At 67.0% G+C, this 25,565-nt stretch carries 27 protein-coding genes and 2 tRNA genes; 8 read left to right on the top strand and 21 right to left on the bottom strand.

All coding sequences use genetic code 11. From position 1 onward, the window contains the following. Nucleotides 1–19: 19 nt before the first annotated feature. The 3 genes from C5C07_RS09905 to C5C07_RS09895 all read left to right on the top strand — a co-directional run bounded on the left by C5C07_RS09905 (nt 20) and on the right by C5C07_RS09895 (nt 2,304). Nucleotides 20–364: a hypothetical protein gene (locus tag C5C07_RS09905; RefSeq protein WP_050459771.1), complete on the top strand. Its 345-nt coding sequence runs from the start codon at nt 20–22 to the stop codon at nt 362–364. Nucleotides 365–472: 108 nt separating this feature from the next. After that, nucleotides 473–1,561: a mevalonate kinase gene (gene mvk, locus C5C07_RS09900; RefSeq protein WP_115805007.1), complete on the top strand. Its 1,089-nt coding sequence runs from the start codon at nt 473–475 to the stop codon at nt 1,559–1,561. Further along, the gene (locus C5C07_RS09895) at nt 1,558–2,304 is read left to right on the top strand and encodes an isopentenyl phosphate kinase (RefSeq protein ID WP_115805006.1); all 747 of its coding nucleotides are present in this window, start codon (nt 1,558–1,560) and stop codon (nt 2,302–2,304) included. Before mvk ends, C5C07_RS09895 begins: the two co-directional genes overlap by 4 nt. Before the next feature lie 12 nt (nt 2,305–2,316). Here the strand turns inward: C5C07_RS09895 and C5C07_RS09890 are convergent, their stop codons facing one another. Beyond that, on the bottom strand, nt 2,317–3,063 hold the full coding sequence (locus C5C07_RS09890; RefSeq protein ID WP_004974559.1) for an MBL fold metallo-hydrolase: 747 nt from the start codon (nt 3,061–3,063) through the stop codon (nt 2,317–2,319). 94 nt (nt 3,064–3,157) lie between these two features. Here C5C07_RS09890 and C5C07_RS09885 point away from each other — a divergent pair, with 94 nt between their 5' ends. Next, the gene (locus C5C07_RS09885; RefSeq protein ID WP_115805005.1) at nt 3,158–5,914 is read left to right on the top strand and encodes an ATP-dependent helicase; all 2,757 of its coding nucleotides are present in this window, start codon (nt 3,158–3,160) and stop codon (nt 5,912–5,914) included. A gap of 63 nt (nt 5,915–5,977) precedes the next feature. Here C5C07_RS09885 and C5C07_RS09880 read toward each other — a convergent pair whose 3' ends face one another. Then, nucleotides 5,978–8,632: an ATP-dependent helicase gene (locus C5C07_RS09880; protein ID WP_115805004.1), complete on the bottom strand. Its 2,655-nt coding sequence runs from the start codon at nt 8,630–8,632 to the stop codon at nt 5,978–5,980. Between the two features lie 121 nt (nt 8,633–8,753). On the opposite strand from C5C07_RS09880, the gene C5C07_RS09875 reads away from it, so the two are divergent. Together C5C07_RS09875 and C5C07_RS09870 are read left to right on the top strand one after the other, a co-directional pair. Then, nucleotides 8,754–9,329 (top strand): hypothetical protein, encoded by a 576-nt coding sequence (locus C5C07_RS09875; RefSeq protein ID WP_050459777.1) that lies wholly within the window; start codon nt 8,754–8,756, stop codon nt 9,327–9,329. Nucleotides 9,330–9,429: 100 nt separating this feature from the next. Next, complete coding sequence (locus tag C5C07_RS09870; RefSeq protein WP_004974550.1) at nt 9,430–9,657, top strand: hypothetical protein; 228 nt, start codon at nt 9,430–9,432, stop codon at nt 9,655–9,657. A gap of 264 nt (nt 9,658–9,921) precedes the next feature. Here the strand turns inward: C5C07_RS09870 and C5C07_RS09865 are convergent, their stop codons facing one another. After that, the gene (locus C5C07_RS09865; RefSeq protein ID WP_004974543.1) at nt 9,922–10,884 is read right to left on the bottom strand and encodes a zinc-dependent metalloprotease; all 963 of its coding nucleotides are present in this window, start codon (nt 10,882–10,884) and stop codon (nt 9,922–9,924) included. Between the two features lie 110 nt (nt 10,885–10,994). Between C5C07_RS09865 and C5C07_RS09860 the strand changes: the two genes are divergently transcribed. Beyond that, nucleotides 10,995–11,813 carry a VOC family protein gene (locus C5C07_RS09860; protein WP_004974542.1) on the top strand — a complete coding sequence of 273 codons (819 nt, stop codon included), beginning with the start codon at nt 10,995–10,997 and terminating at the stop codon, nt 11,811–11,813. Nucleotides 11,814–11,870: 57 nt separating this feature from the next. On the opposite strand, the gene C5C07_RS09855 is transcribed toward C5C07_RS09860, so the two are convergent. From C5C07_RS09855 to C5C07_RS09790, 14 genes are all read right to left on the bottom strand, one after another. Further along, nucleotides 11,871–13,031 (bottom strand): rhodanese-like domain-containing protein, encoded by a 1,161-nt coding sequence (locus C5C07_RS09855; protein ID WP_115805003.1) that lies wholly within the window; start codon nt 13,029–13,031, stop codon nt 11,871–11,873. Between the two features lie 156 nt (nt 13,032–13,187). Further along, the gene (gene rpsB / locus C5C07_RS09850) at nt 13,188–13,970 is read right to left on the bottom strand and encodes a 30S ribosomal protein S2 (protein WP_004974538.1); all 783 of its coding nucleotides are present in this window, start codon (nt 13,968–13,970) and stop codon (nt 13,188–13,190) included. Next, nucleotides 13,967–15,166 carry a phosphopyruvate hydratase gene (gene eno, locus C5C07_RS09845; protein WP_115805002.1) on the bottom strand — a complete coding sequence of 400 codons (1,200 nt, stop codon included), beginning with the start codon at nt 15,164–15,166 and terminating at the stop codon, nt 13,967–13,969. The genes rpsB and eno overlap by 4 nt, the downstream gene beginning before the upstream one ends. Nucleotides 15,167–15,170: 4 nt before the next feature. Next, nucleotides 15,171–15,347, bottom strand: coding sequence for a DNA-directed RNA polymerase subunit K (locus C5C07_RS09840; RefSeq protein ID WP_004043021.1), 177 nt, complete (start codon nt 15,345–15,347; stop codon nt 15,171–15,173). Next, a complete protein-coding gene (locus C5C07_RS09835) occupies nt 15,344–15,538 on the bottom strand; it encodes a DNA-directed RNA polymerase subunit N (protein ID WP_004061330.1) in 195 nt (64 codons plus the stop codon). The genes C5C07_RS09840 and C5C07_RS09835 overlap by 4 nt, the downstream gene beginning before the upstream one ends. 12 nt (nt 15,539–15,550) lie before the next feature. Then, on the bottom strand, nt 15,551–15,949 hold the full coding sequence (locus C5C07_RS09830; RefSeq protein ID WP_004043023.1) for a 30S ribosomal protein S9: 399 nt from the start codon (nt 15,947–15,949) through the stop codon (nt 15,551–15,553). Continuing rightward, nucleotides 15,943–16,380: a 50S ribosomal protein L13 gene (locus C5C07_RS09825; RefSeq protein ID WP_004974520.1), complete on the bottom strand. Its 438-nt coding sequence runs from the start codon at nt 16,378–16,380 to the stop codon at nt 15,943–15,945. The genes C5C07_RS09830 and C5C07_RS09825 overlap by 7 nt, the downstream gene beginning before the upstream one ends. After that, nucleotides 16,377–16,727 (bottom strand): 50S ribosomal protein L18e, encoded by a 351-nt coding sequence (locus C5C07_RS09820; protein ID WP_004043025.1) that lies wholly within the window; start codon nt 16,725–16,727, stop codon nt 16,377–16,379. Before C5C07_RS09820 ends, C5C07_RS09825 begins: the two co-directional genes overlap by 4 nt. A 26-nt stretch (nt 16,728–16,753) precedes the next feature. Then, nucleotides 16,754–16,838 (bottom strand) — tRNA-Leu (locus tag C5C07_RS09815). A 144-nt stretch (nt 16,839–16,982) separates the two neighbouring features. Further along, nucleotides 16,983–17,762 (bottom strand): DNA-directed RNA polymerase subunit D, encoded by a 780-nt coding sequence (locus C5C07_RS09810; RefSeq protein ID WP_004974519.1) that lies wholly within the window; start codon nt 17,760–17,762, stop codon nt 16,983–16,985. A 6-nt stretch (nt 17,763–17,768) separates the two neighbouring features. Further along, nucleotides 17,769–18,161, bottom strand: coding sequence for a 30S ribosomal protein S11 (locus C5C07_RS09805; protein WP_004043027.1), 393 nt, complete (start codon nt 18,159–18,161; stop codon nt 17,769–17,771). Further along, a complete protein-coding gene (locus C5C07_RS09800) occupies nt 18,158–18,685 on the bottom strand; it encodes a 30S ribosomal protein S4 (protein WP_004974516.1) in 528 nt (175 codons plus the stop codon). The genes C5C07_RS09805 and C5C07_RS09800 overlap by 4 nt, the downstream gene beginning before the upstream one ends. Further along, nucleotides 18,682–19,185, bottom strand: a complete 504-nt coding sequence (locus C5C07_RS09795; protein WP_004969358.1) for a 30S ribosomal protein S13 — start codon at nt 19,183–19,185, stop codon at nt 18,682–18,684. Before C5C07_RS09795 ends, C5C07_RS09800 begins: the two co-directional genes overlap by 4 nt. 23 nt (nt 19,186–19,208) lie before the next feature. Continuing rightward, nucleotides 19,209–19,293: transfer RNA gene (locus tag C5C07_RS09790), tRNA-Ser, on the bottom strand. 206 nt (nt 19,294–19,499) lie between these two features. Here C5C07_RS09790 and C5C07_RS09785 point away from each other — a divergent pair. Beyond that, on the top strand, nt 19,500–19,850 hold the full coding sequence (locus C5C07_RS09785; protein ID WP_050459779.1) for a co-chaperone YbbN: 351 nt from the start codon (nt 19,500–19,502) through the stop codon (nt 19,848–19,850). Nucleotides 19,851–19,880: 30 nt separating this feature from the next. Here the strand turns inward: C5C07_RS09785 and C5C07_RS09780 are convergent, their stop codons facing one another. The 4 genes from C5C07_RS09780 to C5C07_RS09765 all read right to left on the bottom strand — a co-directional run bounded on the left by C5C07_RS09780 (nt 19,881) and on the right by C5C07_RS09765 (nt 25,448). Continuing rightward, the gene (locus C5C07_RS09780) at nt 19,881–20,597 is read right to left on the bottom strand and encodes a TetR/AcrR family transcriptional regulator (protein ID WP_115805001.1); all 717 of its coding nucleotides are present in this window, start codon (nt 20,595–20,597) and stop codon (nt 19,881–19,883) included. 20 nt (nt 20,598–20,617) lie between these two features. Further along, nucleotides 20,618–21,085, bottom strand: a complete 468-nt coding sequence (locus tag C5C07_RS09775) for a zinc ribbon domain-containing protein (RefSeq protein WP_115805000.1) — start codon at nt 21,083–21,085, stop codon at nt 20,618–20,620. A gap of 238 nt (nt 21,086–21,323) precedes the next feature. After that, nucleotides 21,324–23,801 (bottom strand): RND family transporter, encoded by a 2,478-nt coding sequence (locus C5C07_RS09770; RefSeq protein WP_050459782.1) that lies wholly within the window; start codon nt 23,799–23,801, stop codon nt 21,324–21,326. Between the two features lie 21 nt (nt 23,802–23,822). Continuing rightward, nucleotides 23,823–25,448, bottom strand: coding sequence for a COG1361 S-layer family protein (locus tag C5C07_RS09765; protein ID WP_115804999.1), 1,626 nt, complete (start codon nt 25,446–25,448; stop codon nt 23,823–23,825). Nucleotides 25,449–25,565: the final 117 nt, after the last annotated feature.

The raw sequence follows: 25,565 nt of genomic DNA, 5'->3' as shown, positions 1-25,565 counted from the left end.
TGTGAGCGTACTGATGGGTATGGCCGACTTCACCCTCTTCGAGGTCCACCTGCACGACGGTTTCGAGTTCAGCCCGACCAACAGCGCGCCGCTCCTCTCCAAGCGCGGCGGCGACGAGGCGGCGGCACTCGAAACCGAGGACGAATCGTACGACGACTACGACGACTACGACGCGGAGCTCGACGCCGACGAGACCGACGAATCCGAGTCGAGCGGCGGCCCCGGTATGGCGCTGCTCGTCGGGTTCGTCCTCCTCGTCGGCATCGCCGCGGCGGTCCGCTACATCCGCGGCGGCGGCGACGACCTCGACGAACTGGCCGACCTCGACGACGAGGAGCGAGACGAAGTCGAAATCGACGCCTAAGCCGGCGGCTCCGAACACCGTTTTTCCGCGACCGTTCCCACCGACGACCACCGCCGGGTTCGGCCGCGGTCGGATACCCTTAAGCGAATCCCGTAGCAACTCCGGGGTATGACCGTTTCGAGCGCTCCCGGCAAGGTGTACCTGTTCGGGGAGCACGCAGTCGTCTACGGCGAACCGGCGGTCCCCTGCGCGGTCGAGCGCCGGGCGACCGTCACCGTCGCCGCTCGCGACGACGACCACGTCCGCGTCCGCGCCGAGGACCTGAGTCTCAACGGCTTCACCGTCGAGTACCGCGGCTCGACCGGCGACCGGCCCGACGTGGACGTTCCGGCACCGCTCGTGGAGGCCGCGATGGGTTACATCGACGCCGCGGTCGACCAGGCCCGCGAGGCCGCCGACGCGCCCGACGCCGGCTTCGACATCACCGTCGAAAGCGACATCCCGCTCGGGGCCGGCCTCGGCTCCTCCGCGGCGGTCGTCGTCGCCGGCATCGACGCCGCGACCCGCGAACTCGGCGTCGAACTCGCGCCCCGCGAAATCGCAGAACGCGCCTACCGCGCCGAACACGAGGTCCAGGACGGACAGGCCTCCCGCGCCGACACCTTCTGTTCCGCGATGGGCGGGGCCGTCCGCGTCGAGGGCGACGACTGCCGGACCATCGACGCGCCGCCCCTCCCGTTCGTCATCGGCTTCGACGGCGGTGCGGGCGACACCGGCGCGCTCGTCTCCGGCGTCCGCGCGCTCCGCGAGGAGTACGACTTCGCCGCCGACACGGTCTCGACCGTCGGCGACATCGTCCGCCGGGGCGAGGAACTGCTGGCCGAGTCGGACCCCGACGCCGACGAACCGCCCGAGGAGCTCCTCTCGGAACTCGGCCGCTTCATGAACTTCAACCACGGCCTGCTCGAAGCCCTCGGCGTCTCCTCGCGCTCGCTCGACTCGATGGTGTGGGCCGCCCGCGAGGCCGGCGCGTACGGCGCGAAACTGACCGGCGCGGGCGGCGGCGGCTGTATCGTCTCTCTCGACCCGACGCCCGAGACCCAGACCGCGCTCCGGTTCACCCCCGGTTGCGAGGACGCCTTCCGCGCCGAACTCGCCACCGAGGGCGTCAGAGTCGAGGTCCCGCCCGAAGCGGACGCGGAAGCAGAGGCAGAAACGGACCCCGAGCGCGACGGAGACGGGGAGGACTCGGCGTGAGTCTCGTCGTCCTCAAACTCGGCGGGAGCGTCGTCACCGACAAGGACGAACCGGAGACGGTGGACGAGGAGGGACTGGCGGCCGCGGCGGACGCGGTCGCGACCCTCGCCGAGTCGGGCCGCATCGTCGTCGTCCACGGCGGCGGGAGCTTCGGCCACCACCACGCCGCCGAACACGGCGTCTCCTCGGAGTCCGGAAGCCACGACGCCCGCGGCGTGCGCGCCATCCACGACGCGATGAAGCGACTCAACGACGCCGTCCTCGACGCCCTCGCGGACCGCGGCGTCTCGGCCCTGCCGGTCCATCCGCTCTCGGCCGGCGCGCGCGAGGCCGACGGCTCGCTGTCGCTTCCCCTCGCGGCGACCGAGACGATGCTCGACGAGGGCTTCGTCCCGGTCCTCCACGGAGATGTCATCGCGCACGCGGGCAAGGGCGCGACCATCGTCAGCGGCGACGACCTCGTGGTGTCGCTCGCGTCCGGACTCGGCGCGGACCGCGTCGGGCTCTGTTCGACCGTCCCCGGCGTCCTCGACGCCGGCGGCGACGTGATTCCCGAGATTACGGCGTTCGCGGACGCGGCCGACGCGCTCGGCGGGTCGGAGTCGACCGACGTGACCGGCGGCATGGCCGCGAAGGTCAGAAAACTGCTCGCGCTCGGCGCGCCGGCGCACGTCTTCGGCCCCGAGGGGCTGTCGGCGTTCGTCGCCGGCGAGTCGCCCGGGACCGTCATCCGCGGAGAATAGTCGGACTCGAACTCAGAGTTCGACGACCAAGCCGTCTTTTGCGACCCGAACCTCGCCGTCGAACCGTTCGCTCACGCTCGCTCGGAGGTCGTCGGTGACGCGGTCGGCGTGCGGGTAGAGGTGCGTCAGGTAGACCGAATCGATGTCCCAGCCGGCGAGCGCCTCGCCCACCTGCGACGGCGTCGGATGGTTCGACACGTCCACGTCGTCCGGGAACGAGCAGTCGTGCGCGAGGACGCTCGCGCCGTCGGCGAAGTCGCCGAGGGCGGAGAACGCCTCTGTGTCCCCCGAGAAGACGAAGTCGGCCTCGCCCCGCTCGTTGCTGAAGCGGTAGGCGAGCGTCGGCATCGAGTGGCGGACCTCGAACCCCATCACGTCGAAGCCGGCGACGCCGAACTCGGTCGGCCCGACCTCCCGAACCTGCACGTCGAGGCGTCCCTTTAGGTAGTCGTGAACGTCGAACAGCCCCTCGACGAGGTCCTCGGTTCCCTCGGGGCCGACGATTTCGAGTCGGTCCTGTCCGGCGAGCCACCGGGCTTTCACGAGCGCCATCAGGTCCGACACGTGGTCGAGGTGGTGGTGCGTGAGGAGGACAGACGAGACGCCCTCGTAGCCGACCTCCGTCTCCGCGAGTCGGGCGAGGACGCCCGACCCGCAGTCCACGAGGAGGGCGTTGCTGTCCGATTCGAGGAGGAGCCCGGTCTGGGCGCGGCCGGTGACGGGCATCGCACTACCGGTTCCGAGGAACGTGACGCGCATGCGCCGAGATACCACGGCGGCGGCGTTAGTCCTTGCGCCCGCTGGCTCGGCCGCGGGCACAACCCTCATACCCGCGCAGGCTAACCCCGAGGTAATGACCCGGCGCGGCCGCTCGCTTCTCGCGTCGAGAGGCGGCGACTACGAGTTCGACCCCGAGTCGGTGACGGTCGCCGACGAGGACGTCCTCGACCTGTTGGAGCCCGCCGTCCAGGAGTGGTGGGTCGACCGGTTCGGGGAGTTCGTCCCCGGCAACGGCGGCTTTTTCACCCCGCCCCAGCGCGGGGCCATCCCGCGCATCCACGACGGCGACAACGCCCTCATCTGCGCGCCGACGGGGTCGGGCAAGACCCTCGCCTCCTTCACGGCCATCATCAACGAGCTGTTCCGCCGGGAGCGCGAGTCGCCCGACGGCCTCGACAACTCGGTGTACTGCCTCTACGTCTCGCCGCTGAAGTCGCTCGCCAACGACATCCACCGGAACCTGACCGAGCCGTTAGAGGGCATCGCCGACATCGCCGCCGACCGCGGCGAGACGGTCGACATCAGACACGCCATCCGCCACGGCGACACCTCCTCGGCGGACCGCCAGAAGATGCTCTCGGAGACGCCGCACATCCTCAACACGACGCCCGAGACGCTGGCGATTCTGCTCAACTCGCCGAAGTTCAAAGAGAAGCTCCGAACCGTCGAGTACGTCGTCGTCGACGAGATTCACAGCCTCGCGGAGAACAAACGCGGCACTCATCTGTCGGTGTCGTTAGAGCGGCTGGAGGACCTCGCCGAGTCGTCGCCGACGCGCATCGGCTGTTCGGCCACCGTCGAACCGCTCGACACGGTCGCGGAGTTCCTCGTCGGCCGCGAGGACGGCGAGCCCCGCGACTACGAACTCGTCGACACGCGGTTCGTCCGCGACTTCGACGTGCAGCTGGAGTGTCCGACCGACGACCTGATTCGGACGCCCCGAAGCGAGGTCCAGAGCCGGTTTTACGACCGCCTGCACGACCTCGTCGCCTCGCACACGAACACGCTCGTGTTCACCAACACGCGGTCGGGCGCGGAGCGCGTCCTCCACAACCTCCGCGAGGGGTTCGACGACATCGACGAGTCGAACTCCGGCTGTCACCACGGGAGCCTCTCGAAAGAGCGCAGACAGGAGATAGAGTCGAAGCTGAAAGCCGGCGAGTTACGCGTCGTCACAACTTCTACGAGCCTCGAACTCGGCATCGACATGCCCCACATCGACCTCGTCGTGCAGGTCGGCTCACCCAAATCCGTCGCCGCGCTCCTCCAGCGGGTCGGTCGGGCCGGCCACCAGCTCGGCCAGACGGTCGAAGGGCGCGTCATCGCCCTCGACAGGGACGAACTCGTCGAGTGCGCGGTGATGCTCTCGAAGGCCGAGTCTGGCTTCGTCGACCGGGTGTTCATCCCCGAGAACGCCTTCGACGTGGCCGCCCAGCAGGTGTACGGGATGGCCATCAACGCGATTCGCCCCGAGTCGGAACTGCGGGAGACGCTCCGGCGGGCCTACCCGTATCGGAACTTCTCGGACGACGACTTCGAGCGCCTGTTCCGCTATCTCACCGCCGACTACGACGGTCTCGAAGACAAGAACGTCTACGCGAAAATCTGGCGCGACACCAACGACCCGCCGGACGGCGAACACCACTACGAGGAGTACCCCGTCGGCGAGCACCTCATCGGCAAGCGCGGTCGGATGGCCCGCGTCATCTACATGACCAACATCGGCACGATTCCGGACTCGTTTACCTGCGACGTGTTGGTCCGCGGGGCCGACCAGTGGGTCGGCACGCTCGACGAGGGTTACCTCGACACGCTGGAGAAAGGCGACGTGTTCGTCCTCGGCGGCGACCACTTCGCGTACCGCTACCGCCGCGGGTCGAAGGTGTACGTCGACCGCACCGCACAGCGCCCGACGGTCCCCTCGTGGTTCTCCGAGCGCCTGCCGCTTTCGTACGACCTCGGCCGCGAACTCGCGGCGTTCCAGGCCGACCTCGTGGACCGACTCGACGCCGGCGGCGCGCCCGCCGTCAGGTCGTGGCTCCGGGAGTTCCCGCTCGACGAGAACAGCGTCCGCGCCGTCACGCGGATGTTCGACGAGCAGGTCAGGTACGCCGGCCCCGAGAGCGTGGCGACTCCGGACAGACTCGTCGTGGAGACCGAACTCGACCGCGACACCTACCGCCGGCACTTCTACGTCCACTGCACCTACGGCCGGCGGTTCAACGACGGCCTCTCGCGGCTCCTCGCGTACCACGCGGCCCGCCGGACGAACGCGAACGTGCAGGTCGCCGTCGCCGACAACGGCTTTTCGCTCTCGATGCCGCTCAACCGCAAAGTCGACCTCGCGGGCGTCCTCCGCGACCTGACACCCGAGGAAGTCGAAGCCGACCTGCGGGCCGCCCTCGACGGGACCGACCTCCTGAAGCGCTACTTCCGCATCAACGCGACGCGCTCGCTCATGATTCTCAAGCGCTACAAGGGCTACGAGAAGTCCGCCGCCCAACAGCAGGTCTCCTCGGAGATGCTGCTGTCGTTCGCACAGGACCTCGACGAGTTCGCCGTGATAGAAGAGACCTACCGTGAGATCCTCGAAGACAAACTCAACCTCGCCGCCATCGAGGACGCGGTTGCGGCGATTCAAACGGGCGACGTGGACGTGGTCGGCCACCAGGTCTCGTCGCCGACGCCGCGGGCGTTCGGCCTCGCCACGCTGACCGCGAGCGACGTGGTCCTCGCCGAAGACGAGAGCGCGGCGCTCCGGGAGTTCCACGAGCGCGTCAAGGCCGAAATCGGCGACGACGAGGCGGACCTCGGCATCGACGTGGACTGACGGGCGACGGGTCGGCGAGTCGGCGGGGCGGCGGGCCGACGGTCGGTGCGCCGCCGAGACGACCTACCGGCGCGCCCACGCGAGCATCCGGTCGTAGAACGGGTCGGATTCGAGCGCGTCGGCGTCGCCGACGAGACACAGCGCCTTCTTCGCCCGCGTCAGGGCGACGTTGATGCGGCGGTGGTCCTCGAACAGCGGGCCGTCCAAGTCGCCGGTGGCGACGAAGGAGACGACGATGACCTCCTTCGAGGAGCCCTGGAACCGGTCGACCGTGTCGACGGTCGCGTTGGTTCTGCGGGAGATTTCTGCGACCTGCGCCCGGAACGGCGCGATGACGCCGATGTCGTCGGCGTCGACGCCGGCGGCCTCGTAGGCGGCGACGACCTCCGCCACGCGGTCGGCTTCGATGGGGTTCGTGTTGCCGACGCGCCGGCCGTCGGGGTCGACGAAGGCGACTTGGTCCGCAAGTTCCGCGGGGAGGTCCGCGGTGTCGACGCCGAGGTCGCGGAGGTGCTGAGACGCGACAGCGCCCGTGGCCGGGCGGAGCGCGCCGTCGTAGAACTCCTTGGAGGCGAAGGCCTGAATCCGCTGGGACATGCGGTACTGGCGGTCGAGCATGACCGAGGCGTCCGGGTACGTCTCGATGAGTCGCTGGAACAGCGATTTCTGGAGGTCGTTTTCGGCGCGGACGACCGGCGGAAGCTGTTTGTGGTCGCCGACGAGGACGAACCGGTCTGCGAGGTTGACGGCGGCGAGCGTGCCCGGTTCGGTTATCTGCGACGCCTCGTCGACGAGCGCCACGTCGAACGACTGCTCGCGCATCACGCGCGACCCGCAGGAGGCGGTGGTCGCGGCGACGACCGGCGCGTCGTGGAGAGCGGCGGCGAGCGCGTTCGGGTCGCCGCTCCGGGAGAGCCGAACGTCCTGCATGTCCTCGCGGACGCCGGATTCGGTGCCGACGCGGACGATATCTTCGAATCCTTGGTCGCGCAGGGCCTCCAGCGCGTTGTCGACCGCGCGGTTCGTGAAGGCCGAGAGCAAGACGCGGTTGCCGTCCTCGACGAGCGCGCGGATGGTCCGGGCGATGGTGTAGGTCTTGCCCGTCCCCGGCGGCCCGTGGATGAGCGCGAGGTCGTCGGCGTCGACGGCGAGGCGGACCGCGTCGTCCTGCGCGTCGTTGTTGTCGATGAACGTGCGGCCCGCAGAGCGGTCCGAAAAGTCGGGGTCACGGCGGTCGAACAGCACGTCCTTGCGGTCGGGCGAGCCCTTGAGCACCGCGTCGTGGAGCGCGGTGAGCAGGCGGTCGACGGTGAGTTCGGAGGGGTACACGTCGAGGCGGCGGAGCGGGACGGGTTCGTCGGTCGTGACGACGATTTCGTCGCCGAGTTCGACGATGCGCGCGAGTTCGGCGTGCCCCTCGACGGGGTGGCCGTCGCTGGCGAGCGCCACGTCGCCGGCGCGGAGTTTCGACACCGCGTCGTCGGTCTGCTTCGCCCGGAGTTCCCACGTGCCGTCGGGGCGCTCGGTCTGGCCGATGGGTTCGAGGCCGATGAGCGCCCGGTCGTCGTCGGCGCGCTCCTCGGCGCTCTGGTCCCAGAGTTTGCGGTACTCCTTGTGGACCGCTCGTCGCTCCTCCTCGACGGCGCGGTAGAAGCGGTCGAAGTAGTCGCGTTCCTCCTCGGGGACCGGATTCCCGATTGCGCCGGCTTTCGACTCCTGGTCGAGTCTGCCGGAGACGACCATGCAGGTGTCCTTCTCGAAGCAGTACTCGCACTTCGAGTTCACCTCGTAGCCGGTCGGCACCGACGCGTCGTGTTCCATCGCCGCGATTTCGTTGCGGGTGCGGACGACGAACTCGAGGAGGCCGCGGCCGATGGAGAAGTCCTTCGCCGGCGAGAGGTCGCCGGACTCCTCGGTCCGGTCGAGCGTCGTGTTCTTCGTGTAGAGGAGCGTCCCCGTGTCGACCGGGACGCCCCGCTCTTCGAGGATGAGCGCGTAGGAGGCGGCCTGAATCTTGTCCTGGAACCGCGGGTCGCGGTTGAGGTTCTTGCCGGTCTTGAGTTCGACGGGCGACCCTCGGCGGAGGGCGTCGGCGCGGCCCTTGATGCCGAACGTCGGCGAGATGAGCGTGTACTCGGAGCGCCACTCGTCTTCGTCCGTGAGGACGCCCTGCGAGAGCCAGCCCTCGATGGCGGCGGCGTTGCGGCGGACCTCGTCCGCGACCTCGTCGACCTCGCGGCCGAGCAGGCCGAGTTCGAGGCCGCGCTCGTCGATGCGCTCGTCGATGGACGAGTCGAGGTCGCGGCCGCGGAGGAGGTCGCCGAACACATCGTGGACGATGGTCCCTTTCACCACCGGGTAGTTCAGCGGGATACCCGAGAGCTTGTTCAGGTAGTACATCCGCGAGCACTGCACCCACGAGCGGATGTCGGTCACGTCGACGAGGAAGTCGGGTTCGACGACGACGAACGACTCCGAGCCGGTCGAATAGGTCGTCTCGCCGCGGTACTCGGACTCCTCGGCGTCGGTGACGAGCAGGTCCATCCCCGGTTCGGCGTGTTCGGCGGCGTGGGTCCACTTCCCCCAGAGGGTGACGGTCACGGGGTCTCCGGTCCCGCGCTCGGGGCGGAGCGTCACCTCCGCCAGCGACCGCTCGCCGTACTTCGTTTCGACGTCACGCGGCTCGCCGACCTCGACGAGCGGACCGCGAAGGTTCACGTCCGAACCGTCGGTGAGGCGCGGCCAAATAGCCGTCGGTGGGGTGTGAGTCCCGCGCGGTTCGCGTGCGCGACTCTCCCCGACCGTCACGCTCTTTCTCTCCCGCGTGGTACGCCCAACCATGCGCGTCAGAGATTGGCAGGACATCCTCTCGGAGGTCGTCGAAGACGGCCGCGGCCGCGACCCCGACGCGTGGCGGGCCGTCGCGGGCACCCGGCGACGGAGCCTCGGTGAGGACCTCTTTCTCGCCCATCCGAACGCCGGTGTCTACCAACTGAAGACGTACGCGAAGAACCCCTACGAGGTCCGCGGCGTCGGCGCTCGCGTCGCCCGTCGCATCGACGACGACCTCGACCCGCTGTTCCCGCGCCGGCGCGGCGACGACGGCGAGAACGACGCCGGCCGGTTCGCCGTCCAGCAACCGCCCGAAGACGAGTCGCAGGCCGAATCGATGGCGCGGCGACTCGAAGAGACCGTGAAAGTCCACGCCGACGCGCCGACCACCGCCGACGACTTCTTCACCGACGTGATGGAGGCGCTCGAAAGCCCGGCGTTCGGCCCGATGGACTACGAGTTCGACGCCCGGCCCGACCGCCTCGACGACCTCGCGGACGAGTTCGCCGACGCCGACGAACTGCTGTCCACGGACCTCGACGACCTCATCGAGTCCGACGGCGTCGACCGCGGGTTCCAGTGAGACACCGGTTTCAAACCCTCCCAACCCAATGGACTGCTATGGACGATAGATTCCGCGGGCGGTCGCGAAAACCGCCCCACGGCGCGATTTCGGAGGAACGATGGTCGGTTCCAGCATGAGCGACGAGGAGACGCGGCTCGCCAACAACCGAATCAAAATCGGATTCGTCCTGTTGGTCGGCGTGTCGGCCGGGCTCGTCGCCGTCCAAGCCGGAGCGACGCTCGTTCAGAGCGCAATCGCGCTCCTCGCCGGGGTGGCCGTCGGCGGGGTCCTCACGTGGTATCTGGGCCGCTGGGCCAAGGAGTTCACCGCGGTGAACCGACGCTAGACGTATCGTCTGTTGTGAAATTCGAACACAAACACATATTTCAGATTAAACGCGTGGCACTGAATCGCAGGGTATATATCTGTCCTCTGAGGACAGTTTCTCGCCGGTAACCAGGGCAGGGGCAATGACCTGGTTATTCACCGGAAGACGCTGTGGGACACCGGAATTGGGCCTTCGGTGCAACGCGGCGTCCTACCCAAGGTGCGTGCGCGACCCGGACACGGTTCGGGTGTCGGGTACGCATGTGATGGAGTTGCAGTCTCCTCAGGGCGATACCCGTGCGATCCATCGCTCGGGCGCGTCCAATTCCGCGTCGGTCGGTAAGTTCTCCGGATGGTCCCACACTCGCGAAGCGGCCGCGACGCCGCGTTCGTCGGCGACGTGCTCGAAAAAGCGAGCGCCGCGTTCGTACTGCCGGCGCTTGAGGCCGAGTCCGAGGAGCCGCCGCGCGAGCTTCGCGACGGGACCGCCGCCCTGTCGTCGCTCGTCGAGCTTCCGGCGGAGGTCCTCGTAGTCGTCGTCGAACGCCCGGTCCATCAGCAGTTCCGCGTAGCCCTCGACGGCGGTCATCGCCGTGTCGAGTTCGCGGAACGCGTCGCGGTCGATGTCGCCTTCGACGAGCGCGTCGACGCCGCGTTGCATCCGCGATTCGAGGTGCGTCGAGAGCCACGGGGCCGCGCCGAACTCCGCGGCGTGGGACACCTCGTGGAAGGCGATCCAGCGGCGGAACCGCGGGTAGTCCACGTCGAGGCTGTCGGCGACCCGGCGGATGTTCGGGTGGACGAAGTACAGGCCGTGGTCGTCGTCGCCCTCGGCGAGGAGCAGCGGGTCGTACTGCCCGAGGACGTTGTTCCCGAGGAACGAGAGGACGAAGGCGAACGAGCCGGTGTTGACGGCGCGGGTGACACCGGGAAGGAGCGCGGGGCCGTGTTCCTCGAACGGGACCATCACCCGGCGGAACGTCGCCACGTTCGCGTCTATCCAGTGGTGTCGGTTCTGGACTTCGACGACTTCGGGCACGTCGAACTCCACCTCGGCGACGGTCGAAAGGCGGTCGCGCGCGTCGCGAACGTCCGCGGCGTACCCCGCTCGCTCCGCCTCCGAGAGGTCGAGCGAGCCGGGGTCGGTCGCGGCTTTCGCGGCCTCGGCGACGGCGTCCCAGTCGATGGTGCCGGAGCCGGTCGCCGAAGCGTCCGCGACCGCTCTGACGCTCCGAAAGAGGTTCATACTGTATCGTGGCGGGCCGGACGCAAAACGCTTCGGTCGGGCGAAACGAACCCTCTAATTCGCAGACACGACGCCCCTAAACACTATACCGAGTCGAACGTGGGGGGCGTATGGACCGAACCATCGACCACGTCGCGTTCGGTGGTACCGAGCTGTACGAACTCCGGGCGGCCGCGAACGAGGTCGGTCTCACCCCGACCTACGGCGGCGAACACGGGACCGGAACGACTCACATGGCCGTCGTCCCGTTCCCCGACGGGTCGTACCTCGAACTCATCGCGCCGACGCTCGGAACCGACGCGGCGGACGCCGGCTTCTGGCCGGACCACCTCGCGGCCGACGCCGGCCCCGCATCGTGGTGTCTGGAGACCGACGACGCCGCCGCCACCGCCAAGGCCGCCATCGACGCCGGCCTTCCCGTCGACGGTCCGCACGAGGCCTCCCGCGCTCGGCCGGACGGCCGCCTCGTCGAGTGGGACATGAGCTTCGAGGGCGCGGACCAGCGGCTCCCCTTCTTCATCCGGGACCGCACCCCGCGGAGCTACCGCGTCCCGAAAGCCGCGCGAAACGCCGCCGTCCGCGGACTCCACACCGTCGTCGTCGCCACCCGCAACCGCGAAGCGACCGCGGCGCTGTTCGCCCGACGGCACCGCTACCCTTCGCCGGTCGACATCAACGGGCCGTTCTCCGAGTTCGCCGTCCTCCCCGGCACGCCGCTCGCCCTGTGCGAACCCGGCGGCGGCGCGCTCGAAGCGCGCATCGACGCGGTCGGCGAGGGACCGTGCGCGTTTCTCGTCGGCGTCACCGACCTCGACCGGGCGCGGAACTCGCTGTCGCTCGGCCCCGAGATTCGCTACAGCGACCGCCACATGGCGTGGTTCGACCACGACCTGTTCGAGGGGCGACTGGGCGTGGTGGAACTCCCCTGAATCGGCCCGAATCGGCCCGAATCGCCCTGAATCGCGAGTCGAGGTCCGACGGTCGGCTCAGGCGGCGCAGTTGTTCGGTCCGAGTTCGAGTTCGGTCGCCTCCTCCTCGTCGCCGACCGAGGCCCGCCCGGTGTTGATGGCGATGACGCGCTCGTAGTTCGCGGGCTTTTCCGGCGTATCTCCGGCCACCCGGTCGACGAACGCCTGCTCGTCCATCGACAGCAAGTCGAGTTCCCCGCGCAGGTCGCCGAGCGTCGCGCTCACGAGTTCGCCCGGCGCGGCGACGCCGTAGCGCCCGTCCGCCCCGACCGAGACGTGCCCGGGGAGGACGCGCGTCTCGTCGGGAAGCGACAACAGCGTGTCGTGGAGCGTCTCGTAGAGGAGTTCCGCGCCCGTCGCCGCGTCGGCGTCGCCGAACTGGAGTTCCGTCCGGCCGACCGACTCGACGAACAGCGTGTCGCCGGTGAGGAGGAACCGACCGTCGACGAGGTAGTTCGTCATGTCCGAGGTGTGGCCCGGCGCGTGAATCGCCTCGATACCGTAGTCGCCGACGCTCAGCGTCTCGCCGTCGTCGAGCGCGGTGAACTCGTATGCAACGTCGCGGTCCGCCGCCTCCGAACCGAGGTAGTACGGCACGCCGAGTCGGTCGGCGAGGGCCCGGCCGCCCGAGACGTGGTCGGCGTGGACGTGCGTGTCGAGCACACCCGAGACCGTCATGCCGGCGTCGGCGGCGACGAGTTCGAACTCGTGGACCTGCCGCGTCGCGTCCACGACGACCGCCTCGCGGGCCGACCGCGAGCCGACGACGTAGCCGAGACAGCCCTTCGCGCGCCGCTGGACCTGCGCGACGAACAGGTCGTCGTCGCCGGTGTCGAGTTCGACCACCTCGTACAGTTTGCTCCAGTCTTCCATGCCGCCCTTGACGACCTCCACGTCGTCGTAGCCCCGCGACGCGAGTTCGAACCCGAACGACGTAGAGGACAGCCCCTTCCCGCAGATGGCGACGACCGGCCCTTCCTCGGCGAGGTCGTCGACGCGCTCCCAATCCCAGTCGCCGCCGAGTCCGTCGACGGGGTGGAAGGGAACGTTAACCGAGCCCTCGATGTGCCACGACTCGAAGCTCTCGGGCGGTCGCGTGTCGACCACGGTGAACGATTCTCCCGCGTCTACCCGGTCAGCGAGTTCGCTCACGGTGAGCTGGTGGAGGAGTTTACTCATGTGGTTAGCTATGGGAACGACGCACAAAACCGTTTGCGGCGGGAGCGACGCGCGCGGCTCTCGGGTCGGCGTCGCTGCACCGCTATCGAACCGAGAGAACGTGCCGCCGCTCACCGGGCGGGTGTCAGAAAAGTCGAATCGAAATGTCGTCCCGAACTACAGTTCGGCCTCGAAGTCTTCGAGGGCGTAGACCGTGTCGGAGCCGCGGCGGTCGAGCGTCTCGTTGGCGAGGAGCCAGTAGACGACCGACAGCGCGCGTCGACCCTTGTTGTTCGTCGGGACGACGAGGTCGACGTTCGACGTCTGGTTGTTGGAGTCGCACATCGCGATGACCGGGATGCCGACCGTGATGGCCTCCTTGACGGCCTGCGCGTCACCGATCGGGTCGGTGACGACGACCACGTCGGGTTCGATGTAGCCGGCGTAGTCGGGGTTCGTCAGGGTTCCCGGGATGAAGCGGCCCGTGCGGGCGCGAGCGCCGACGGCGTCGGCGAACTTCTCGGCCGGGAAGCGACCGTACTGACGGGAGGACGTGACCAGAATCTGCTCCGGACTGTAGTTCGCGAGGAAGTCCGCGGCGGTGCGGATTCGCGAGTCCGTCTGGCTGACGTCGAGCACGTAGAGCCCGTCGTCGCGGACACGGTGGATGAACCGGACCATGTCCTTGGTCTTCTGCTGGGTACCGATGTGGACACCGGCGGCCAGGTAGTCCTCGACCGGGATGAGCAGGTCGGCGTCTTCGTCGGGCATAACGTCCTCGTCGAAGGCCGGTTCCGGCTCTGCTTCTTCGGCCTCGGCGGCTTCGTCGGCCGCCTCGGCGGTCTCTGCTGTCTCGTCTTCGGTGGCGGCCTCGGCGGGTTCCGTCTCGGCGACCGCTTCGGTCTCCGTCTCGGGTTCCTCGTCGGCGACCTCCACCGCGTCGTTTTCGTTGTCGCTCATACTGCGTCGTCCGCGATGCGGATGAGTTCGTTCAGTTTGGCGGTTCGCTCGCCCTGCACCGTGCCAGTCTTGATGAACGGCGCGTCGGTTGCGACGGCGAGGTGTGCGATGGTCGCGTCTTCCGTCTCACCGGACCGGTGAGAGATGACGGCGTCCATCCCGTTTCGGGAGGCCAGTTCGACGGCGTCGAACGCGTCGGTCAGCGTCCCGATCTGGTTCGGCTTGATGAGGATGGAGTTCGCGGCGCCCACGTCGATGCCGTCCTGCAGACGGTCGACGTTGGTGACGAACAGGTCGTCACCGCAGATGAGCGTGCGGTCGACCACGCGCTCTGTGAGTTCCGCGAAGCCCTCGTAGTCGTTCTCGTCGAGGGGGTCTTCGACGTAGACGAGGTCGTACTCGTCGACCATTTCGGCGACGTAGTCGATCTGCTCGTCGGTCGTCTTCGTCTCGTCACCGTAGTGGTAGACGCCGTCTTCGAACATCTCCGAGGCCGCGATGTCGAGGCCGAAGCGAATCTCGAAGCCGAGTTCGTCCTCGACGTCGGAGACCGCTTCGGACATGATTTCGAACGCGTCGGCGTCCGAAACCGGCGGTGCCCACGCACCCTCGTCGCCCTTCGCGGCGGGCACGCCGCGCTCGTCGAGAATCTCGGACGCGCGGGCGTGGACCTTCGCGTTGGCGAAGACGGCTTCGGAGACGCTCGGCGCGCCGACGGGCGCGGCGAGGAACTCCTGGATGTTCGTCGCTTCCTTGGCGTGTTCACCGCCACCGATGACGTTCCCGAGCGGCGTCGGGAAGTTGTCGCCGCGGAACGCGCCGCCGAGGTGCTGGTACAGGGGTGCACCGAGCACGTCGGCACCGGCCTTCGCGGCCGCCATCGAGATGGCGACCGCACTGTTCGCGCCGATTTCCGAGAAGTTCTCGGAGCCGTCTGCGGCGCGGAGCGTCGCGTCGACCTCACGCTGGTTGCCCGCGTGGACCTCGTCCACGAGTCGGGGAACGGCGTGTCGCCGCGCGGCGGCGATGGCTTCAGTCGGCGGCAGTTCGATTGCCTCGTACTCGCCGGTGGACGCCCCGCTCGGGGCCGCAGCGCGACCGAACCCACCGGATTCGGTGAGCACGTCGGCTTCGACCGTCGGGTTTCCACGGGAGTCGAGCACGCGGCGCAGAGCTACGGATGTGATTCGAGTCATGTTGTCACTTACCCTCTCGTTTGACGGTGAACGGAAGTACACCTGCGTCGTACTCCTCAGCGGCGATTAATATCGGTTCGGTCTGTTCCGAATCGACGAGTACGGGTGCACCGTAGGAGACCTGCAGCGCTCGCGCGCCGAGGATGCGTGCCTTCTCGTATCGGTTGTACCGTTGCATCATTGGTAGGGAGATACGACGTCCACGAGGTCCTTGTGCGACACCATCATCCGCCGGCAGCAAGCACGGGTGACCCCGAGGTCGTCGAGGACGTCAGCGGGGTCCTCGTCTCCCTCGCGAGCACGGGCTTTGAACTCGTCCCAGTGTTCGCCGATCACTGTGCCGCAGGTGAAACACCGGACGGGAATCATCATGGTTAGATCACCTCAGCGGTAGGACTTCTGGTAACGAGCGCGCGCGCCCGGTCCGCCCCACTTCTTGGGTTCGGACTGGCGGACGTCGTTGACCAGAAGCGAGCGGTCGAACTCCATGTACGCGTCGCGAAGCTCCGCGTCGTTCAGGTACTGCACCAGGCCACGAGCGAGCGCGGTGCGGACTGCGTCGGCCTGACCGGCCACGCCGCCGCCGTTGACGCGCACGTCGATGTCGACCTGCGAGCGGAGGTCCTCGCCTGCGATGCGGAACGGTTCCAGCATCTTGAGGCGGGCCATCTCCGGCTCGACCAGCTCGACCGGCTGGGAGTTGATTCGGACTCGACCTTCGCCCTCGCGCACGGTGGCGCGAGCGATTGCGGTCTTCTTCTTACCGGACGTGTTCGTTACCATGTGACGTTAGCACCCAGCTTCTCGGAGACCTCTCCGAGCGAGATGAACTTGATGTTCGAAAGTCGGTCCAGCGAGGTGTCTTCGAGCATCTCGCCGTCTTCGTCGTACGGATTGCCGACGTAGACGCGGACGTTCGAGAGCGCCTCGCGGCCGCGGGGCTTCTTGTACGGAAGCATGCCGCGGATGGCACGCTTGAAGATGCGGTCGGGACGCTTCGGGTAGTACGGACCCTGGTCCGAACCGACTTCGACGCGCTTTCTGTACTTGGCCATCACGTCCTGTTCCGAGCCCGTGATGACGGCGTCTTCAGCGTTGACGACGGCGACCGTCTCCCCTGCGAGGGCGCGCTGTGCGACCTCCGAGGCGACGCGGCCGACGATGCAGTTTCGAGCGTCGACAACGACGTCTGCGTCGAATTCTGCGAGGCTCATCGGATCACCCGTACGTTGGACCCGTCGGGGTTCTGTTCAGCGAGTTGTTCTAGCGTCACGGTGTCGCCGACCTGCTCGATCTTCTTTCGAGCGGTGGACGAGAAGTCCACGGCCGCGACTGTGACGTTCTTCTGCAGCACACCGCTACCCAGCACCTTGCCGGGCACGACGACGGTCTCGTCTTCCTGAGCGTATCGTTCGATACGACCAAGGTTGACTTCCGCGTGGGTGCGCCGTGGCTTTTCGAGACGGTCCGCGACATCCTGCCAGACGTTGGCACCGGACTCACGCGAGACCGCCTTCAGCTCGGCGATGAGACTGTTGAGTCTCGGGTTCGTCTTACTCATTGTCTACCTCCAGAGAGAAAGCGGAGTGCAGGGAGCAGGATTTGAACCTGCGGACTCCTATGAGACAGCGCCCTGAACGCTGCGCCGTTGGCCAGACTTGGCTATCCCTGCAAGCATTCCGCTGTACTTCATGCCCCGTAAAAACACCTTCGGTCCGACCCGCCGCCGTGAGGGAGTCACACGCCACGCTATCGGTGGTCGTGACCCCTCGCGGGGCGGGCGAACGTCGGTGTTGAGACGGGGCAGTGTTCATTCTTACAGTGCGACCTTCTCTTCGAGCTCGGCCGCGCGGTCACCCAAGGAGGCGACTGCGCGGGTCACGAGCTCGTCGACGTCGAACGAACCGTCCGTCTCCACACTGAAGACGAACGCTCCGGGCACGTCGTGTACTTCGACCTCTTTACCGGGGTACCGCTCCGTCAGGTCGTTCCCGAACGTCTCCGTCGCGACGAGGTCGCCGTCTTCGGCGTCCCCCTCGGCGTGCTCCGCCGCGGCCTCTTCGATGACGCCGCGGAGGATGTTCGGTTCCTGTTCATCGAACTCGCCGGCGTCGCCGACGACCTCCACGCGCTGGAGGTGTCGGTAGCCGACGGCGACCCCGCCTTGGTTCTTGGCGTGGTCCTTTCCGTAGCCGAGGACGGCGTCGGCCTCGAACTCGAGGCGCTGGCCCTCCTTCAGCTCGATGATGGGGATGTTCTCGTCCGCCGGGACGACCATGTCGTCCGCGGATTCGATGTCCCCGGAGTAGGCGGTTGCCGGCCCGTCGACTTCGAGCGCGACGGTGACGGTGTCACCGGGCTCGAAGTCGTCGAGAGGCGTGGTCAACGGAACCAGACCGAGACGAAGCCCGATCATCTCGTCGAACATGACCGAGGTGTTCTCCACGAACCGAACGGTTTCGATGGAGAACGTCGGCACGTCGGCGACCATCGCCCGGCGAATGCCGTTGGCTAGCGCCGGGGTCAGACCGCGCGCGACGAAACGGGCGCGTCGGTCTTCGCGTTCGATGAACTCGACCTGGAAGTCGTTTACCATGGTGTGTTAGAGTCGGCTGTTTTTCGGCGCGCGAGTTCCGTCGTGCGGAATCGGCGTCACGTCCTCGATGCGACCGATCTCGAGACCGGCGCGAGCGAGGGCGCGAATCGTTGCCTGTGCGCCGGGTCCGGGGCTCTTGTTACCGTTGCCACCGGGACCGCGGACGCGGACGTGCAGACCGGCGATACCGGCCGCCTTAATCTGGTCGGCGACGCTCTCTGCCATCTGCATGGCCGCGTACGGAGATGCCTCGTCACGGTTCTGCTTGACGACGGAACCGCCGGACGACTTGACGATCGTCTCGGCGCCCGTGATGTCAGTCACCGTGATGAGCGTGTTGTTGAACGATGCGTGAACGTGGGCGATGCCCCACTTGTCACCGGTTTCGGATTCGCTCATTCTTGGGCCTCCGCGCGCTCAGGGTGCAGTTCGTCCGCGAGCTTCGACGTCTCGTCGAACGCCACGGTGTCCTCTTCGTCGACCTCGACCTTGCGGGAGGGGACGGTCGTCCGAGCACCGCCGACGGCCACGTGACCGTGGACGATGAACTGACGGGCCTGCTGGGGCGTCTGTGCGAGCCCCTTGCGGTAGGCGACCGTCTGGAACCGACGTTCGAGGATGTCGGTCACGTCGAGACGCAGCGTCTGGGAGATGTCGTCCTCCGCAGAGAGGATGCCGTAGCGGCGCATGCGCGCCATGAACTCGGCACCGAGCGACTCGGCCTCTTCGACGTCACCCTGGGCCTCGCCGAGGAGGCGTCGCGCCTCGCGGCGGAGGTTGCGCAGTTCGGACTGCGCGCGCCAGAGTTCTTCCTTGTTCTTGAGACCGTACCGAGAGAGGAGGTCCGATTCCTGCGCGATACGCTCGCCCTGGAACGGGTGGTTCGGGGTCTCGTAGAACTTGGTGTTGTTACCCGTCGTCATTCTTCAGCCTGCGCCTCCTTGATCTCCTCGACGTTGACACCGATGGTGCCTTCGGTACGTCCAGTGGACTTCGTCCGCTGGCCGCGAACCTTCTGGCCGCGCTGGTGTCGAACGCCCTTGTAGGAGCTGATCATCTTCATGCGGTTGATATCATGCCGCCGCTTTTCTTCGAGGTCCGAACCCGTGATGTGGTCGGTCTCACCGGAGAAGAAGTCCTTCCGTCGGTTTGCCATCCACTCGGGGGCGTGGTCCTCGAAGTTCTCGACGACATCGACAACGGAGTCGATCTCGTCTTCGGGGAGCTTACCGAACAGCGCCGTTCGGTTCACTTCCGCGGCGTCGGCGATGATGCGCGCTGTGCGCTTGCCGATACCCTTCATGTCCGTCAGACTGCGCTCTACCGTCTTCGTTCCGTCAAGGTCGGTCTGACCAATTCGGATGAAGTAACGGAGGTCCTCTTCCTCCTCCGGAGAGCCGTCCTGTGGTTCTTCTGCACTCATGACTTTGGAAGTCGTGTTGTGAGCGTTGCGGCGGGGATTCGAACCCCGGGGGCTTGACGCCACTGAGTTAGCAACCCAGCGCCTTGGGCCAGGCTTGGCTACCGCAACACTTCGTTCGTGTTAGTTTCGCCCTTCCGGACTCGGGGACGACATTCCCCTACATCGATTGCATCCGTTACGAGACGGGGGCATTACTTAAACATCACGAAAGGGACCTCGCGTGAGACCCCGAGTCACCGTCGCTCGCCGGCGAACTGTGGGGTGTTACACAATCTCACCAAAATCATAATAACTACGGTTACGTATTCTGGTCAATGAGTTCGACAGAGTCCGCTCCTGAGGCGACGAAGCCGGTCCGAATCGAGACCGTCGAAGAGCTCGACGCCCTCGTGGCCGAACACGACCGCGTCCTCCTCGACATCTACACCAAGGGCTGCACGCTGTGTCAGAGCATCGAGCCGGTGCTGGGCAACGTCGCGAAGGCGACCGACGTGGTCGTCGCGATGATAAATCCGCAGACGGACATGTCGGTCGCGGAACGGTACACGATTCGGAGCGTCCCGACGCTCCTCCTGTTCGAGGACGGCGAACTCGTCGACCGCCTCGCCGACGGGTTTCAGGGCGCGCAGGCGGTCGTCGACTTCGTCGAGAACGACGAGCGGTGAGGAGTCGGTTCGGTACGGTGGCGACGCCGGTTACGCGTCGTAATCCGCGTCGTTACCGTCGGCGTCGCGTGCAGCGGCCTCGCCCGGGTGGCTCCCTTTCGGCATCACGTTGTCGAGGAGGAAGTACACCGAGTCGCGCATCGCGTACGCTGATTCGAGCCGCGTCCCGGTGACGCGCACGTCCAGGCTCCGAAAGAGGAAGGCCATCAGGTTCTCGGCCATCATCTCGGCGTTCATCTCGCGGTAGTGGCCCGACTCCATCTCCCGAGCGATGAGCGTCGCGACCGTCTCGACCATGTGCGTCTCCATGCGCCGGAACTTCTCTCGGTACTGCTCGTCGTGGACGGTCTGCGTGCGGAGTTCGAAGATGGCCCGCTGGAACGGGTCGACGCTGCCGCTGTCCGCGACCGGCTCCGGAACGCCGGGAGGGACCGACTCGCAGGTCGAAAGGTCGCCCTCCGGGGGGAGGACGTACTCGACGAACTGCCGAAGCTCGGCGTCGGGGTCGTCGGCCTCCGGGTCGATGGTCTCGACGAACAGGTCGATGATGTAGTCGAGGAACGCGAGGAGCAGCTCGTCTTTGTTCTCGTAGTGGTAGTACAGAAGCGAGGTGCTCTTTTCGAACTCCGTGCCGATGTTCTTTATCGAGAGGTCAGCGTAGCCGTGTTTCGCGAGCGCCCGGAGCGTGGCGTCCATAATCGCCTGCTCGGTCTCGCTTCGGCCGGTGTCGATTCGGTCGTCGTCCATGATGTGTCTCGTTGGGATTCTCAGTCGTCAGTTGGTTCGTCGAGGCGAGTGGTACACCAGTGACAGAAGTCGAGGTCGGCGTCGACCTCGCGGCCGCATTCGGGGCACGTGACGGCGTCCGAGTCGGGGTCGGAAACGGCCGCCGCCGAGTCGTCGGCGTCGTCGACGGTGGAGCGCGCCGCCTGCGCCTGCGCCTCGGCGGCCTGCCGGAAGCCGATGACGAACGCGTCGAGGACGCTCGCAAAGCTCACCGCGAGGAGGGGCAACAGCTCCGTGAGAACCGAGGTGAACTCCGAGGGGGACATCGTCTCGGCGGCGTCCAACGCCTCGAGCGTCCCCGAAGGAACGAACAGCGCGGCCACCGCGAGAACGAGGAGCACCCACATGGCGGCCCGTCGCCAGCGACGCAGGTAGATGTGGCCGAACCCGGTGAATATCAGTCCGAGTATCGCGGCGAGCCAAGGACGGAGCTTCGTGAGTGCGGACATACGTGGACTCGATTGATTCTCGCTCATGAGGGTTCCGTTCGTGGTGTGTCGTGGGAGTCGTGGGCGGGTCGCGTGCGATTCGTCGCGGGCTGTTCGACGCGCGGTTCCTCGCGGGCCGGTTGGCGTGCGGTTCGTCCGTGTGGGCTGGTCTGCGAGCGATGCGGGCGTGGGGGCCGGGGCAGGGGCAAACTGAATTTGGGAAGGCGATGCGTCAGCGTGGGGGTTGGAAGGCGATGCGTCAGGGGGACGTTGGTGCCGCGGTGGCGGTGTCCTGCTGGGTCCACTGCTCCCACAGGACGATGGCCGAGGGCGTGACGAGGAGCGCGGTGAGGTACGAGTAGAAGATACTCAGCGCGGTCACGACCCCGAACTGACCGAGGACGGGCGTGATGGCGATGGCGAGGACGCCGAGTCCCGTGGTCGTGGTGAGCATGCTCCCGGTGAGCGCGCCCCCGGTCCCGCCGACGGTCAGCCGAAGCGCCTCGTCGAGGTCGTGACCTTCGGCGTTGTACTCGTCGGCGAACCGGTGGACCACGTGGGCCGAGTAGTCGATACCCAGCCCGATGGCGATGGAGAGAATCGTCGCCGTCAGCGCGTTCAGCGGGATACCGAGATAGCGCATCGTCCCGGCGAGGAGCGCGATGGAGACGACGATGGGCACGAGGTTCACCACGCCGAGGGTCCACTGCCCTTCGAGGAGCTGGTAGATGACCACCAAGAACAGCGCGGTCGCGGCGAGCGCGACGGTGAGGCTCTCGATGGCCGACAGCAAGATCGTGTCGGAGACGCCTTTGAACACGACGGTGCTCCCGGTCGCCGTGGCGTCCATGCGGAGGCGCTCGGCGACGAGTTTCCCGTCGGCGACGATTTCGTCCTGCGTGGCGTCGCCCTCGACGGTGTAGACGATGCGCGTCTGCCGGTAGTCCTCCGTGATGTACGACGACGCCTGGTTCGATACCGGCGAACTGAGGAGTTCGTCGTATATCGTCTCGAGGTTGTCGTCGGGGACGCCGTTACCGTCGGCGTCGTTCCGGGCGACGAGCGCGGCGAATTCGGGGTCCTGCTCAGCGTAGCTCTGGATGACCGTGACGATGCTCGTCGCCTCCGCGCGGCGGTCGTCCGTGACGAACGACTCCGGCGGGTCCTCGCCGTTGCGGTGAATCATCTCGAGGGACGAGTCCTGTCGTAACTGTCCCTCGACGTATATCGTCACGCTGTCACCCTGTGTGCTCTCGAAGTTGTCTTCGAGGTAGTTCAGGTCCTTCGTGACGGTGTAGACGCCGGGCTTGAACGGCTCGGGAAGCTGTTGGAGGTAGGCGGGTTGGTCCTCCGGCGGGAGGAAGTCCTCCTGGGAGAACGTCGTGTCGACGCCGGTCCCGTACGCGCCCGCGACGACCGTCGTGAGCAGGATGACCACGAGAAACGCCCGCGGGGCCTTCCGCCCGACGACGACGCCGCCCGACAGGACCCGCGCGAGCATGCCACCCTCGCTTCCGAGAGGGTCGGAGGCGAACTCGGGCACGTTGTACTTTTCGCGGAGTTCGTCCGCGTAGAGCTTCGCCGCGGGGAGGAACACCCCGAAGACGAGGAACGTGAAGATGATGCCGACCGCCGCGACGAGACCGAAGTCGCGGATGGGCGCGAGGTCGCTCGTGGCGTTCGCGAGGAACCCGAGGACGGTCGTGCCGGTGACGATGAAGAACGCGACCGAGAGCTGTTTGATGGTGGTCCGCATCGAGGGGACCGGCGAGATGTCCTTGACGCGCTCCTCGCGGTAGCGGTTCACCGCGTGGAGCCCGAAGTCGATACCGACCGCGAGCAACAGCGGCGGCACCGCGATGAGCATCTGGCTGAACGCGATGCCCGCGAGGCCCATGAAGCCGAACGTCCAGACGACGGCGATGACGAGGGAGACGACGCCGAGGAGCAGGTCGATGGGGTCGCGGTAGGCGACGACGAGGAACCCGAAGATGAGGAGCACCGCCGCCGGAACCACGAGCAGGAGCGAGTCGGCGATGACGTTGCCTAACTCGCCGGAGATGATGCCGCTCCCGAACACGCGGATGTCGCTGTTCGAGACGGAAGTCATCGTCTGAATCTCCTCTTGGATGCCCGTCATCGGGCTGGTTCCGGAGGTACCGGCGCTCGACGAGAGGCCGGGGACCTCGTGACTCACGACGCCGATAGTCGAGGAGGCCTCGACGGACTGGCGGTTGAAGTCGTCGCTCAGGAGCGACGAGACCTGCGGGCTCGCGGTCGCCTGCTTGGCCGCGGCGCGGACCTCGCTCGGCGAGGCCGATTCGAGCGCGCCTATCTGTTCGTCGATGGTCGTCGCCGACGGGTCGAGCGTCTGGGCGACCGTGGACGCGACGCTCGACGCGGAGGTCGCCCGGAGGTCGGGGCGGCTCAAGATGCGCTCTTGGAGCCGCAACATGTCGAGCATCGCCGGTTTCGAGAGGACGTTATCGTCCCGTTGGATGAGTTGGGTGCTCCCCGAACTCGTCTCGAACGCGGGTGAGAACTCCCGGTTGACGTCGTCGAGCGCTTCCTGTGCGGGCGAGTCCTCGGTGAACTGCGAGGTGCCGGAGTCGGTCGAGATGTTTCCGAGACCGGCCCCGAAGACGAGCGTCAGCACGAAGAACAGCGCCACGACTCTCCCGGGGTTCTCGACGATGAACCCGCCGAGGCGGTCGACGTACACTTCGTAGTCTATCATTGTGGGGGGAAAGTGGGGCGGTTAGCGGCGGTACCAGAGGAAGCCGACGACGCCGAGTCCGACGACGATGAGACCGCCGACGAGGGGCGTCGAGAGGCCGCCGCCGCCGCTCGATTCGGTGACGTCGATGGCGACCGGATACTGGTCAGAGAGCTTGCGTTCGCCGTCCTCGTTTTCGTACTGGAAGTCGATGTCGAAGGAGTAGGCCTTCGGGTTGGCCGAGGAACCGACGCTCAGTTCGAGGGGAATCTCGGTCGACTCGCCGGGTTCGAGCTCCTGGATGAACGCGGTGTCGTCGTTAAGCGTCAGCGGGCTGTCGGCGAAGGCCTTCGCGTCGATGTTGCGGTAGGTCTCGTCGCCGTTGTTGGTCACGACGAGCGTGACGGTCTGCGAGCCGCCCGCCTCGATGCTCCCGTTCTTCGTGGTCACGCCGAAGAGGTTCTGCTTGGGTTTCACCTCGGCGTTCATCAAGAGGGCCTTCGACTGCTGGGTGTCGCCCTCGGAGTTGCGGTACTCGACCGTGTAGCTCAGTTGCCGCTGGCCGGCGTCCGCGGAGTCGGTCACTTCGACCGAGAACGAGAAGTCCGAGGACTCGCCGACGTCGAGGGTGCCGAGCGCGTACTCGGTCTCCTTGATGTTCGTGTTCGGCGACTTCGAGGAGATAGTGAGCACGGCGTCGCGGGCCGTCTGCGGGCCGTCGTTCGTGAGCGTTCCGCTGACGGTGGTCTCGCGGCCGACGCGGAGCGTCGACTGCTCGGCGTCGATGGAGAACTCCTGTTCGGCCACCGGCCTCACGCCGGTGGCGATGTTCTTCGACTGCTTGGCGACGCCGTCTTCGTCCTCGTAGCTCACGCCGAGCGAGAGGGCGTACTGCTGGACGGCGGCGGAGGACGCGACGCTCGTCTCGTATTCGAGCCGGCGCGTCTCGTTGACGCCCCACGAGCCGGCGTACCGGGTCGCGGAGGCAGACTGACCGAACGTTATCGAGGGGTTCTGCGAGGTCGCGGTGACGGACGAGTCGAACGCGGGGAGCGACCCGACGTTGCGCATCGTGACGGTGGTCGTCCCGCTGCCGCCGACCTGCGCGGTCGTGTTCACGGAGACGACCTCGAAGCGCGGGGCCTGCTCGACGACGACGGTCACGGGAATCTCCTCGGTCTTCTCCTCTTCGTTCTTCACGTCACCGTCGTCGCGGACGGACGAGTCGTGTTCGTACTTCGCGACGAGCGTCATCTCGTAGGTCCCCGGCGTGGCGTTCTCCTTGACCGAGACGGAGAACGAGGCGTCCCGCTGGGTCGCGTGCGGGATGTCGCCGACCGGGAGCGTCGCGGTGTTCACCTCGACCGGCGCCTCACCGGATTCGAGTGTGAGCCTGACGTTCCGCGTCGATTTGACCTGGGCTTCGAGCGCCGAGCGCTGTTGGTCGCTCAGCGTTCCCGAACTCTCCGACGAGGAGAACTTCCGGTACTCGCTGTCGCCGCCGTAGTTAGTCACGACGACGTTCAGGGAGGTCTCCTGCCCGGGAACGAGTTTGTTGCTCGGCGCGTACGCCTGAAGGTTCGGTTCGCCGACGATACCGGCCATCGCTGGGCTCGGTACGGCGACCAAGACGACCAGCAAGACCACAAGTGCACGTGAGAGTTTCATGGAGTGTAGAGGGGGTGGTGGGGTTCGGATGTTGAATCGCGTCCGCCGGTGGGGATGGGGGAGAGACGAACGCGGTCGTACGCCCACGCCGAACGCCGGCTGACTGAACGTACAATC

The organism is Haloferax sp. Atlit-4N, from assembly GCF_003383025.1.
GTDB lineage: Archaea > Halobacteriota > Halobacteria > Halobacteriales > Haloferacaceae > Haloferax > Haloferax gibbonsii.
This window is presented reverse-complemented; position numbering and strand designations above follow the sequence as displayed.